The organism is Streptomyces longispororuber (assembly GCF_014656095.1).
GTDB classification, from domain to species: Bacteria; Actinomycetota; Actinomycetes; order Streptomycetales; family Streptomycetaceae; genus Streptomyces; species Streptomyces longispororuber.
The window spans coordinates 1-12,569 of sequence record NZ_BNBT01000197.1 but is presented as its reverse complement, the minus strand read 5'-3'; the positions used below and the strand labels follow the sequence as shown (position 1 = coordinate 12,569).

Annotated in this window: 8 protein-coding genes and 1 pseudogene; 4 read left to right on the top strand and 5 right to left on the bottom strand. The window is 73.5% G+C overall.

The window, feature by feature from the left end:
- Window positions 1-581 precede the first annotated feature (581 nt).
- From IE330_RS35040 to IE330_RS35025, 4 genes are all read right to left on the bottom strand, one after another.
- Entirely contained in the window at window positions 582-1,085 is a 504-nt protein-coding gene (locus tag IE330_RS35040) for an ATP-binding protein (RefSeq protein ID WP_190140221.1), read from the bottom strand.
- A 264-nt stretch (window positions 1,086-1,349) separates the two neighbouring features.
- Window positions 1,350-2,120, bottom strand: a complete 771-nt coding sequence (locus IE330_RS35035) for an enoyl-CoA hydratase/isomerase family protein (RefSeq protein WP_190140220.1) — start codon at window positions 2,118-2,120, stop codon at window positions 1,350-1,352.
- Between the two features lie 115 nt (window positions 2,121-2,235).
- A complete protein-coding gene (locus IE330_RS35030; protein ID WP_190140219.1) occupies window positions 2,236-3,477 on the bottom strand; it encodes a L,D-transpeptidase in 1,242 nt (413 codons plus the stop codon).
- Between the two features lie 176 nt (window positions 3,478-3,653).
- On the bottom strand, window positions 3,654-4,889 hold the full coding sequence (locus tag IE330_RS35025; protein WP_190140218.1) for a L,D-transpeptidase: 1,236 nt from the start codon (window positions 4,887-4,889) through the stop codon (window positions 3,654-3,656).
- 210 nt (window positions 4,890-5,099) lie between these two features.
- Between IE330_RS35025 and glgX the strand changes: the two genes are divergently transcribed.
- From glgX to IE330_RS35010, 3 genes are all read left to right on the top strand, one after another.
- The gene (gene glgX, locus IE330_RS35020; RefSeq protein WP_190140217.1) at window positions 5,100-7,409 is read left to right on the top strand and encodes a glycogen debranching protein GlgX; all 2,310 of its coding nucleotides are present in this window, start codon (window positions 5,100-5,102) and stop codon (window positions 7,407-7,409) included.
- Between the two features lie 180 nt (window positions 7,410-7,589).
- Window positions 7,590-8,552, top strand: a complete 963-nt coding sequence (locus IE330_RS35015; RefSeq protein WP_190140216.1) for a LysR family transcriptional regulator — start codon at window positions 7,590-7,592, stop codon at window positions 8,550-8,552.
- A 167-nt stretch (window positions 8,553-8,719) separates the two neighbouring features.
- Window positions 8,720-10,096 (top strand): carbohydrate-binding protein, encoded by a 1,377-nt coding sequence (locus IE330_RS35010; protein WP_190140215.1) that lies wholly within the window; start codon window positions 8,720-8,722, stop codon window positions 10,094-10,096.
- Between the two features lie 89 nt (window positions 10,097-10,185).
- Here IE330_RS35010 and IE330_RS39430 read toward each other — a convergent pair.
- A pseudogene (locus IE330_RS39430) lies at window positions 10,186-10,476 on the bottom strand (response regulator transcription factor); the annotation flags it as partial.
- A 92-nt stretch (window positions 10,477-10,568) separates the two neighbouring features.
- Between IE330_RS39430 and IE330_RS35000 the strand changes: the two are divergent.
- Entirely contained in the window at window positions 10,569-12,488 is a 1,920-nt protein-coding gene (locus IE330_RS35000) for an ABC transporter ATP-binding protein (RefSeq protein ID WP_190140214.1), read from the top strand.
- Window positions 12,489-12,569: the final 81 nt, after the last annotated feature.

Below are 12,569 nucleotides of genomic sequence, written 5' to 3'. Positions count from 1 at the left end.
CCCGGCGAGGGCGAGCCCGACGGCGGCGCGGAGAGTGGCGCGGCGATCGGGGGCGGGGCCACGGTCGTCGGCGGCGGCCGGCTCTGCGCGCGGGCCGGGGGCGGGCCGCGAGGGGTGCGGGGGCTGTGGGTGGTCGGCTGCCTCTGGGCGCTCCATCACGGCGACCATTTAATGGGGACAGAGGACGAAAGGAGCTGATTGACCCGGTTCACGGCGTTTACAGGCCCGATGCCCCGAGGCTCCCCCGTGCGAAGGTCCGGACCAGGACCACCCGAGGGAGCCTCCCCTTCGCTCCCACAACCCTCGTTCAACCGTCGTTTACAAGGCGAGTGCTCTATCTCACCAAGGATTCACCTCTAAACTGTCATGCTTTGTCCGCCTATGCCCGAGTAAGGAACTTTGGAGCGGTGGCCCCCGTCTGCCATAGTCGGATGCAGCGACTCTCCTTGACCCGAGCTACGTCGCCTTTGCGGCCGTGGGCCCCACCCACTCCGTCCACGGCCCCGCTCGAAGGCCCCCGCCAGCGCCGCCACCCACGGCCCCGGGGGCTTTCGCGTACCAGGTCGGCGCCCGGCACGCGCCTAGCGGTCGGTGATCCGCATCTCGAACCAGGTCGTCTTGCCGCGCGGCAGCAGGTCCACGCCCCAGCGGTCGGCGAGCTTGTCGACCAGGTACAGCCCGCGCCCGCTGACGTCGAGCTCGTGCACCGGCATCAGGCACGGCAGGCCGCGCGAGGGGTCGCGGACCTCGACCCGGATCCAGCCGCGGCGGCGCAGCGTCCGCAGCCCGAAGACGCGGGCGCCGGTGTGGCGCACGGCGTTCCCGACGAGCTCGGAGACCAGCAGGATGACGTCCTCGGCGAGCTTGGGCGACAGGCCCCAGTGGCGCAGCACGACCACCTGGGCGAGGCGGCGGGCGATGGCGGCGGACTCCGGGCGGGAGGGGAGCTGGACGGCGGCGTCGGCGGGGTTGCCGAACAACTCCAGTGCTTTCAGGGCGTGTTCGTCCTCCACGGCCGGCGACCAGCGCGCGGCGGTGGCCCCCGTGCGCTTCCGCGGCTGTTCGAAACCCTCCTGCCCCGCCATGCGTCCCATCATGGCCGCCCAGGAACCGCGTTGGGGCCGTTCCGACGGAATAAGCCCCCCGGAACCTTCCGTTCCGAGGGGCGGGTACGTCATATGCCATGGGCAGGTAGAGGTCGGGCACACCTGCGCTGACCTGCGGTGACCTCTCGCTCACGAGTGATCACGGAGCGCCTCGGCCCCGCTGGACTTAAGGCTGTCTTAAGTCCGCGATAAACCGCTCCTTCGGGGGAAACTTTGGCTGACGTGACCTCAACTGGCCGGAAGTCAGAGGAACTTCGCCTTGCCGGGGCCGTCCTGGACGAAGCTGCGCATGCCGCGCTCGCGGTCCTCGGTGGCGAACAGACCGGCGAACCAGGTGCGTTCCACGGCCAGCCCGGTGTCGATGTCCGCCTCCAGGCCCTGGTCGACCGCCTCCTTCGCGGCGCGCAGCGCGAGGGCGGGCCCCTTGGCGAGCCGCGCCGCCCACGCGTGCGCCTCGGTGTACACCTCGGCGGCGGGCACCACCCGGTCCACCAGGCCGATCGCGAGGGCCTCGGCGGCCTTGACCTGGCGGCCGGTGAAGATGAGGTCCTTGGCCTTGGACGGGCCGATCAGGCGCGGCAGGCGCTGGGTGCCGCCGGCACCCGGGATCAGGCCGAGCAGGATCTCCGGCTGGCCGAGCTTGGCGTCGTCGGCGGCGATGCGGAAGTCCGCGCAGAGCGCCAGCTCGCAGCCGCCGCCGAGGGCGTAGCCGGTGACGGCGGCGACGACGGGCTTGGGGATCCGGGCGATCGCGGTGAAGGAGTCCTGCAGGGCCCGGGAGCGCAGCACCATGGCCGTGTGGTCCATGTCCTGCATCTCCTTGATGTCCGCGCCCGCCGCGAACACCTTCTCGCCGCCGTAGAGCACGACGGCGCGGACGTCGTCGCGGTCGGTCACTTCCGCCGCGAGGTCCTTCAGGCGGTCCTGGAGCTCGATGTCCAGGGCGTTCATCGGCGGCCGGTCGAGGCGGATCGTACCGACGCCGTCGGCGACTTCGAGGTGCACAGTTGTCATGACGGGCACGTTAGCGGTCGTTCATGCGGAAGGGACCGGTGCACTTGGTCACACCGGTGCGCCGGTCCCTTCCTTTCCGTGGCGGCGGGGCGGCCGGCGCCCCGCCGCGGCGGCGTTACGCCTTCCACTCCTGCCAGGACATGTTCCAGCCGTTGTAGCCGTTGTCCGGGGCGATGACCTTGTCGTTGGAGTTCTTGACGATCACCACGTCGCCGACCATGGAGCGGTTGAAGAACCAGGCGGCGGGCGTGTTCTTGTCGTAGCCGCCGCGCACGTCGCGCAGGCCGACGCAGCCGTGCGAGGCGTTGTAGTTGCCGAAGGCGCCGCCGCCCCAGTAGTTGCCGTGCAGGAACGTGCCCGAGGTGGACAGGCGCATGGCGTGCGGCACGTCCTTGATGTCGTACTCGCCGCCGTAGCCGACGGTCTCGCCGTTCATGCGGGTGACCTTCAGGCGCTCGCTGATGACCATCTGACCGTTCCACGTGTCGTACCCGGGCTTGCCCGTGGTGACCGGGATCTTCTTGATGACCTTGCCGTCGCGCTCGACGGTCATCTGCTTGGTCTTGACGTCGACGACGGAGACCTGGCTGCGGCCGATCTCGAAGCGGATGGTCTTGGCCTGCTTGCCGTAGACGCCGGGGCGGCCCTCGACGCCGTCCAGGTTCAGCTTGACGGTGACCTTCGTGCCGGGCTTCCAGTACTTCTCCGGGCGGAAGTCCAGGCGGTCGTTGCCGAACCAGTGGCCCTCGACGGGCACCGAGGGCTCGGTCTTGATGTCGATGGCCTTCTCGACGTCCTCGGGGGCGGTGATGCCGCGCGTGAAGCGCACCGAGAACGGCATGCCGACGCCGACCTTCGTGCCGTCCTCCGGCGTGAACTGGCCGACGAAGGTGTTCTTCGGCACGAGCGTGGTGAACGACGAGTCCTTCGCCGCGACCCGGCCGTCGGAGTCCTTGGCGATCGCGTGCACCGTGTACTTCGTGCCCGAGGCGAGGTGGCGCGCGGGCGACCATTTCGCGCCACCGTCGACGATCCTGCCCGGGACGGCCTTGCCCTTGGGGTCCTTCACCGTCACCTCGGTGAGCTTGCCCTTGGCGGCCGATATCCGCAGCGCCCCGCTCGTCGCCACGGCGTCGGCGCCGTCCTTCGGGGCGATGCTGACGACCGCGTCCGAGGGCTTGTTGGCGTCGGCGCCGCCCTTGTCCTTGCCGCCGTCCCCGGAGCCCGAGCCGCCGCCGCACGCGGCCACGAGCAGCAGCGTCACCCCCGACACCACCGCGGTCAGTCCCTTGGCGCCCCGCCGCCGCCCGCGCTCGCGCGCGTGGGCCGACGCCCCCGATATCGGTCGCCCGTTCACGATGATTCTCCCCTCGCACGGCCCCGACAGGCCCGCACTGATATGCCGCGGCGCGAGCGGGAAAGACCGTCCGACTCGCGCACTGCGTAAATTAATCACACAGTTCGCACCGATGACTCCTCGCCAATGTCACCGTTCAGTACCGACTGCGCTCGCGGCACGGGGCGGCGGTGGTGTCAGCGGCCGGAACGCTCCCCCTTGCCCTTCTTGTCGTCCTTCTTACCCACCTTGCCCGCGTGTGCCGCCTTCTTTCCGGTCTTCCACTCCTGCCAGCCCATGTTCCAGCCACCGAGGCCGTTGTCGGGCGCGACCGTCTCGTCCTGGCTGTTGACGACCTCGACGACGTCTCCGACGAGGCTGCGGTCGAAGAACCAGCCCGCCGGGGTCTTGGAGCTGCCGCCCTTCACGTCGCGCAGGCCCACGCAGCCGTGGCTGACGTTGCTGTTGCCGGGCGCGTCGGGCGCCCAGTAGTTGCCGTGCAGGAAGGTGCCGGAGGTGGTCAGGCGCATCGCGTGCGGCACGTCCGGGATGTCGTACTCCCCGCCGAAGCCGACGGTGCGGCTGTTCATGCGGGTCACCTCCAGCATCTCGGTGATCACCATCTTGCCGTTGTACGTGGTGGTCCTCGGGGCGCCGGCGGTGATCGGGACGGTGGAGATCAGCTCGCCGTCGCGGCGCACCTCCATGGTGTGCGCGGCCGCGTCGACGCGGCTGACCTGGCTGCGGCCGACCGTGAAGGAGAAGGTCTTGTCCTGCAGGCCGTAGACGCCGGGGGCGGCCTCCACGTCCCGCAGCCGCAGCGCGACGGTGACCTTGGTGCCGGGCTTCCAGTACGTCCGTGGCCGGAAGTCCAGCCGGGTGGCGCCGAACCAGTGCGGGGCGATCTCCACCTCCGGGTACGCGGTGACGCGGATCGCCCGCCGCACGGCGGCGCGGTCGGTGATCTCGCGGTTGAACTCCAGCGAGACGATCATGCCGGTGCCGACCGTGGCCCGGTTCTCCGGCGTGACGTAGCCGATGAAGCGCTCGTCGGGAACCTGCGTGGTGAACGTCGTGTGGCGCGCGTGGCGGCGGCCGTGGCCGTCGAGCGCGACGGCGTCGACCGTGTACTTCGCGGCGAGCGCCAGCTTGCCGCCCCCCTTCCCCCGCAGGGGCTCCCAGGTCATGCCGTCGGGGGCGATGCGCCCGGGCACCTCGGACTCCTGGGCGTCCTGGGACTTGACGACCCGTACCGACTCCAGGCGGCCGTCGGGCACCTCGACGACGAGCCGTTCCTCGGGCCGGACCCTCTTGTCGCCGTCGCCGGGCGTGACGCGGATGGCGTCGGCGGGCGAGCGGCCCGTGCCGAGCAGCCCCTCGAAGGCCGTGCCGGAGCAGCCCCCCGCTCCCAGTACCAGTGCTGTACATGCCACCGCCGCGGTCAGCGCGGCCCGTGCGCGCCGGGCGCACCTCGTTGCCTGTCTCACGTCGGACCCAACGAGGCTGCCCCGCCCCGGGAAACGTGAGTGCGACCCGCCCGGTGGGCAGAACAGGGGGAAGGACGCCGTCCGGGGAGCCGCGGCCGGGACGCCGGGCGCCCCGGCCGCGCGCGTCGACGAGGCCGAGCCGCGGGAGGCTGACAGGTGTCGAGCGCACCCGAGCAGGAGGCAGTCAAGGGGGCGCGTGCCCTGGGCCAGATCCGGTCCGGCGGCACCGCGGCCGAGCGCAACGGCGGGCGCGGCGGCCGGGTCCGCCCGGCGCCCACCCGCCCGGTCAGGCCGGGCGCGCCCACACCGCTCGGCGCCCGCTTCCGGGTGGGCCCGGACGGGGTGGCGGGCACGAACTTCGCGCTGTGGGCGGGCGGCGCCGAGGCCGTCGAGCTGTGCCTGTTCGACGCGGACGGCACCGAGACGCGCTGCCCGCTCACCGAGCTGACGCACGAGATCTGGCACGGCTTCGTCCCCGGCGTGCGGCCGGGCCAGCGGTACGGCTACCGCGTGCACGGCCGCTGGGACCCCTGGACGGGCGCCCGTTTCAACCCGGCCAAGCTGCTCCTGGACCCGTACGCCCGCGCGGTCGACGCGGGCGCGGGCGGTGCCGGCGGGGACTACGGGACGCTGCCGCCCGAGGTCTACGGCCACGTGCGGGACTGGCCGCAGCAGCACGTGGCGGACACCGTGCGCGACGACCGGGACTCGGCGCCGTTCGTGCCCAAGGGCGTGGTCGTGCACGACGACGCCCCGGACGACGAGTGGGCCGACGACCGCCGCCCCAAGACGCCGTGGGCGGACTCCGTCATCTACGAGCTGCACGTGCGCGGCTTCACGATGCGCCACCCGGACGTGCCCGAGCCGCTGCGCGGCACGTACGCGGGGCTCGGGCACCCGGCGGCCGTCGAGCACCTCGTACGGCTCGGGGTGACGGCCGTGGAGCTGATGCCGGTGCACCAGTTCGCGCACGAGGACCACCTGCTGCGGCGGGGGCTCAGGAACTACTGGGGGTACAACTCCATCGGCTACTTCGCGCCGCACGCGGGCTACGCCGCGTCGGGCACCACCGGGCAGCAGGTCGGCGAGTTCCGGCGGATGGTGCGGGCGCTGCACGAGGCCGGGATCGAGGTGATCCTCGACGTCGTCTACAACCACACCGCGGAGGCGGACCAGCTCGGCCCGACGCTCTCCCTGAAGGGCATCGACAACCGCGGCTACTACCGGCTCCAGGACGACGCCCGCCGGTACGCCGACTACACCGGCTGCGGCAACACCCTGCACGTGGTGCGCCCGCACGTGCTGCGGCTGATCACGGACTCGCTGCGGTACTGGGTGACCGAGATGGGCGTGGACGGCTTCCGCTTCGACCTGGCGGCGGCCCTCGCGCGCTCCTTCCACGACGTCGACATGCTCTCGCCGTTCCTCGCGGTGATCGCGCAGGACCCGGTCCTGCGGCGGGTGAAGCTGATCGCCGAGCCCTGGGACGTGGGCACCGGCGGCTACCAGGTGGGGGCGTTCCCGCCGCTGTGGACGGAGTGGAACGACCGCTACCGCGACGCGGTGCGCGACTTCTGGCGCGGCGCGCTGCCGGACGTGCGCGACCTCGGCTACCGCCTGTCGGGCTCCAGCGACCTGTACGCCTGGGGCGGGCGGCGCCCGTACGCGTCGGTGAACTACGTGACCGCCCACGACGGCTTCACGCTGCGGGACCTGGTCAGCTACGGGCGCAAGCACAACGAGGCCAACGGCGAGGGCAACCGCGACGGGTCCGCCGACAACCGCTCCTGGAACTGCGGGGCGGAGGGCGAGACCGACGACGAGGACGTCCGGGCGCTGCGCCGCAGGCAACTGCGCAACCTGCTGACGACGCTGCTGCTGTCCACCGGGGTGCCGATGCTGCTCGCGGGCGACGAGATGGGCCGCACCCAGCGCGGCAACAACAACGCGTACTGCCAGGACAACGAGGTCGGCTGGGTGGACTGGGGCTTGCGCGAGGACCCCGGCTGGCGGGAGCTGCTCGCGCTGGCGTCCCGCCTGATCGCGCTGCGCCACCGGCACCCGGTGCTGCGCCGGCGCGCCTTCTTCTCCGGGCGGCCGCACTCGGCGGACGGGCTGCGGGACCTGGCGTGGTTCACGGCGCGCGGTACGGAGATGACGCCCGCCGACTGGTACGCGCCCGCCGCGACCCTCGGCATGTACCTGTCGGGGCGGGACATACCGGGCCGGGACGAGCGCGGGGCGCAGGTGACGGACGACAGCTTCCTCGCGGTGCTGCACGCGGCGGACCGGCCGGTGGACTTCCGCCTGCCGGGGCCGCCGTGGGCGGAGGCGTACGAGGTGGTGGTGGACACCGCGCGCGAGGACCAGCGGGAGGCGCCGGGGACGGTGCTCGCCGCGGGGACGGCGGTGCCGGTGGGGGCGCGGACGGCGCTGCTCCTGAAGGCGGTGCCGGCGGCGGGGTGACCCGGGCCGCGACCCGGGCCGGGCGGTGCCCGCGCGCGGCCCTGTGCCGTCCGTGCGTACCGTCCCCGCACGCACCCGTCGCGCCTTGCGGTAGGGGTATGTATCCGTAGCCGGAATGACGGTAATTCAGGTCTGTACCAAGGTATTGCCCCGGGCCCGACAGGCGGCGAAGCTCACGTCATGGACCTGGAGTTGCGGCACCTGAAGACGATCCGGGCGATCGCCGACGCGGGCAGCCTGACCAAGGCCGCCACCGCGCTCGGGCTCGCGCAGCCCGCGCTCAGCGCGCAGTTGAAGCGCATCGAGCGGGCCCTGGGGGGCGAGCTGTTCGAGCGCGGCAGGTTCGGGGTGCGGGCGACGCCGCTCGGCGAGTTCGTGCTGGCGCGCGCCCGGATCGTGCTGCCGGCCGTCAGCGGGCTCCAGGAGGAGGCGGAGCGGTTCACCCGGGTGTGGCAGGACCGGCGCGGGTTCCGGCTCGGCGGGACGCACGGGCCGCTGCTCGGCGGCCTCGTCGACCGGCTCGCGGCGGCGCACCCCGAGCAGTCCGTGACCACGTACACCTCCTGGTCGGAGCGGGAGATCGCCGCGCAGGTCGCGGACGGCCGGCTCGACTTCGCGCTCGTCGGCACGTGCGGGGCGGCGAGTCCGCCGGAGCGGGAGCGGCTGGTGTGGCGGGAGGTGGCGCGGGACCCGGTGTTCGTCATGCTCGCCACGGGGCACCGGTGCGCAGGGGCGGCGGAGATCGAGCTCGGGGACCTCGCCGGGGAGGCGTGGACGGACGTGCCGGGGGACGGCTGCTTCGGGGACTGCTTCACCGCGGCGTGCGCGCGGGCGGGGTTCACGCCCGCGTCCGTGTACGAGACCGACACCGCATCGTGCGTGCACCTGGTGCAGGTGGGGCGGGCGGTGGGGCTGTGCCGGGCGACGTTCCCGCCGACGCAGGGCATCGTGACGCGGCCGCTGGCCGGGACGCCGCTGTACTGGCGGCATCTGCTGGGGTGGCACCCGGAGACGTACGCGCACGACACCGCGCCGGCGGTGTTCGCGCACGCGCGGGCCGCGCACGCGGCTGCCGCGGCGCGCAGCGAGAGCTACTCGGCGTGGCTGGCCTCGCCGGGGGCGGCGGACGTGGGGCTGGCCTAGCCCTGGCTGCACCACCTCCGGTTCCATAACGCGGTGACAGGGGGGCAACTGGTATCTACTGGTGTGCCGTTGGCGGCTCCTACCGTGTGGGCGACCGGTGAGAGAGCGGGTCCCGCTTCCCCGCATGTCGGGCCCCTCCCTCCCCGATTGACACCGAGGAGACCCCCATGCAGCACAGACATTCCTCCCCGTCCCCCCACAACCGCTCCGTCGCCGCGGCCGCCGCCGCGTTCGCGGCCGCCGGCGCGCTCGTCCTCGCCGGGTTCCCCGGCTCCGCGTCCGCCCGGGCCGCGTCCCCGTCCCCCGCCGAGACCGCCGCCGTCGCCGAGACCTCGCCCCAGGTCCTGAAGGCGATGCAGCGCGACCTCGGGCTCAGTGCCGCGCAGGCCAAGGAGCGCCTCGTCAACGAGGCCGAGGCGGGCGCCGTCGCGGGCGCGCTGCGGAACCGGCTCGGCCGTGACTTCGCGGGCGCCTGGGTGCACGGCGCCACCTCGGGCACGCTCACGGTCGCGACGGTCGACGCCAAGGACGTCCCCGCCATCACCGCCAAGGGCGCGAAGGCGCTGGTCGTCGGGCACACCGTCGCCCGGCTCGACGCGGCCAAGGCGAAGCTGGACCGGGCCGCGAAGGGCACGAAGACCCTCGACGCGCCGGTCTGGTACGTCGACGTGAAGACCAACGCCGTGGTGGTGAGCGCGGTGAAGACCGCCGCCGCCGAGAAGTTCGTCGCCGCCGCCGGGGTCGACCGCGACCTCGTCCGGGTGGAGCGGACCAAGGACCGCCCGCGCGCCTTCTACGACATCGTCGGCGGCGACGCGTACTACATGGGCGGCCGCTGTTCCGTCGGCTTCTCCGTCACCCAGGGCTCGACCCAGGGCTTCGCCACCGCCGGCCACTGCGGCCGCGCGGGCACGGCCACGCAGGGCTACAACCGGGTCGCGCAGGGCACCTTCCGCGGCTCCATCTTCCCGGGCCGGGACATGGCCTGGGTGGCGACGAACTCCCAGTGGACCGCGACGCCGTACGTCAAGGGCCAGGGCGGCGCGCGCGTGGGCGTCGCGGGCTCGACGCAGTCGCCGGTAGGCGCGTCCATCTGCCGCTCCGGTTCGACCACGGGCTGGCACTGCGGCACGATCTCGCAGCACAACACCAGCGTCACCTACCCCGAGGGCACCATCAGCGGCGTGACCCGTACGACGGTGTGCGCCGAGCCCGGTGACTCCGGGGGCTCGTACATCTCCGGCAGCCAGGCGCAGGGCGTCACCTCCGGTGGCTCCGGCAACTGCCGTTCCGGCGGCACGACCTTCCACCAGCCGATCAACCCGCTGCTGCAGCAGTACCAGCTCACGCTGCGGACGACCGGCGGTGGCGAGGACCCGGGCCCCGGCCCCGGCGACCCGAGCGGCACCTGGGCGGCGGGCACCGTCTACGAGGCCGGTGACACGGTCACGTACGACGGTGAGACCTTCCGCTGCCTCCAGCCGCACCAGGCGCAGCAGGGCTGGGAGCCCCCGAACGCCCCCGCGTTGTGGGAGCGCGGGTAAGGACCCAGGGCTGAGCGGGCCGCGCCCCGGGGGGTGCGCGGCCCGCGCGGGACCGGATTCCGGCCTCGGCCCGGCCCCTCGCGGGGTCGGCCGAGGATGCCGCGGCGGAAGCCCTCCGACACCGCCGCGGCCCGGTCCCTGACGCCGAACTTGCCGTACACATGGGTGAGATGGGTCTTGACCGTGGCCTCGCTGACGAACAGCTCATCGGCGGTGCCCCGGTTGGACGTGCCCCTGGCGACGAGTGCGAGCACTTCCCGTTCGCGGGAGCTCAGCGGCTCGTGGCCGGGGGCACGGACGTGTGCGCCCGCACCGGCGTCCGCCGACCGGTTGGCGGGGGGGGCCGCGGACAGGGGCTGTCGGCCGGGCTCCGGGACGCGGGCCCGGGGCCGTGGCCTAGGACCAGCGGAGGAGGTCTCCTGGGCCGTTAATCGGTGGGCGCTGTCAGTGGTGAAACGTAGGCTCGCCCCTGATGCCCACCACAGTCGACACCGCCGAGAACCCGCCGGGCGGCAGGTCCGCGGCCAGGACGCTCACGCGTCTGTGGCCGTACGTGCGCCCGGTGCGGGCCCGCCTGTTCACCGCCGCCCTCGTCGCGATCCTGGCCTCCTGCACGGGCCTGGTGTTCCCCCTCGTCCTGAAGTGGATGGTGGACGGCCCGGTGGCCGACGGGGACACGGCCGGGGTGTGGCTCGGGGCGCTGCTCCTGCTGGGGCTCGGCGTCGCGGAGGCGCTGCTGTTCGGCTTCCGGCGGTGGCTGGTGGCGCGGCCGCTCGCGGGCGTGGAGGCGTCGATGCGGGCGGACCTGTACCGCCACCTCCAGCGGGTGCCGGTGGCCTTCCACGACCGGTGGGCTTCGGGCCAGTTGCTCTCCCGCGGCACCACCGACCTGATGCTGGTCCGGCTGTTCCTGGCGTTCCCGCTGACGTTCATGGTGGTCAACGGCGCGACGATCCTCGTGGGCGTGGCCCTGCTGCTCGCCCAGGACTGGACGCTCGGCCTGGTGCTGCTCGCGCCGGTGGTGCCGCTGGTGGTCCTCCTCGCGTACTTCGAGGGGCGGTTCGCGGCCGTGGCGCGGCGGGCCCAGGACCAGGTGGGCGATCTGACGACGGTCGTCGAGGAGAGCGTGCTCGGCATCCGGATCATCAAGGGCTTCGGGCGCCACCGCAGCCAGGCGCGGGCGTTCCGCGAGCTGTCGCGGACGCTGCGCGGCACCGAGCTGGCCAAGGCGCGGCTGCTCGCCGCGATCTGGGGGGTCATCACGACGCTGCCGGAGCTGGCGATCGGGGCGGCGCTCGTGCTGGGCTCGGTGCGGGTCGCCGACGGCGACCTGTCGGCGGGCACGCTGGTGGCGTTCCTGTCCACGGCGCTGGCGCTGCGCTGGCCGGTGGAGTCGCTGGGCTTCCTGCTCGCGATGAGCCAGGAGGCGGCGACGGCGACGGAGCGGTACTTCGAGGTCATGGACGCCGCGCGGGAGACCGACCCGGAGACGGGCGAGGCGCGGGTGGAGGGGGCCGGGGGCGGCATCCGCTTCGAGGGCGTGTCGTTCCGGTACCCGGACGCGCCGGACGACGAGCCCCCCGTGCTGGACCGGATCGACCTGCACGTGCGCCCCGGCGAGACCATGGCGCTCGTCGGCGCCACGGGCAGCGGCAAGACCACGCTCACGGCGCTCGTGCCCCGGCTGCACGAGGTGAGCGGCGGCCGGATCACGCTCGACGGGCAGGACATCGCGGCGCTGCCCCGCGAGCGGGTGCGGGAGCTGGTGTCGGTGGCCTTCGAGGAGCCGACGCTGTTCTCCGCGTCGGTGGGCGAGAACGTCCTCATGGGAGCCGGGGCCGACGCCGGGCAGCCGGAGCTGGAGCGGGCCCTCGCGGTGGCCCAGGCGGACTTCGTGCACCGGCTCCCGCAGGGCGTGGACACGCAGGTCGGCGAGCAGGGTCTGAGCCTGTCCGGCGGCCAGCGGCAGCGGCTCGCGCTGGCGCGCGCGGTGGTGGGCAGGCCCCGCTTCCTCGTCCTCGACGACCCGCTGTCGGCGCTCGACGTACACACGGAGGCACTGGTCGAGGCCGCCCTGCGGCGGGTCCTCGCGGACACCACGGCCCTGGTGGTGGCCCACCGCCCGTCGACGGTCCTGCTCGCCGACCGCGTCGCGCTCCTGTCCGGCGGCCGCGTCGCGGCCGTGGGCACGCACCAGGAACTGCTGCGGAGCAACGCGGAGTACGCGTGGCTGATGTCGGGAAGTGCGGTGGCGGACGGCACCGCGGGGCACGCGGCGGACGGCACGGCAGGCGGCACCATACGCGGCGCGACGGACAGTACGGCGGGCCACGCGGCGGGCAGCGGGACCGGAACGGCGGCGGACGGCACGGCAGGGGGCGCTGAGCGGTGAGCACGGACACGGCGAAGGACAAGGCGCGGCGGCCCGGGGGCGGCGGGCCGTCCGGCCCGGGCGGCGGGTCCGGCCCCGACG

Excerpts from the sequence above, each read along its gene's own strand:
- IE330_RS35000 (WP_190140214.1), top strand. The coding sequence starts at position 10,569 with ATGCCCACCACAGTCGACACCGCCGAGAACCCGCCGGGCGGCAGGTCC.
- IE330_RS35040 (WP_190140221.1), bottom strand. The coding sequence starts at position 1,085 with ATGGCGGGGCAGGAGGGTTTCGAACAGCCGCGGAAGCGCACGGGGGCC.
- IE330_RS35010 (WP_190140215.1), top strand. The coding sequence starts at position 8,720 with ATGCAGCACAGACATTCCTCCCCGTCCCCCCACAACCGCTCCGTCGCC.
- IE330_RS35015 (WP_190140216.1), top strand. The coding sequence starts at position 7,590 with ATGGACCTGGAGTTGCGGCACCTGAAGACGATCCGGGCGATCGCCGAC.
- IE330_RS35035 (WP_190140220.1), bottom strand. The coding sequence starts at position 2,120 with ATGACAACTGTGCACCTCGAAGTCGCCGACGGCGTCGGTACGATCCGC.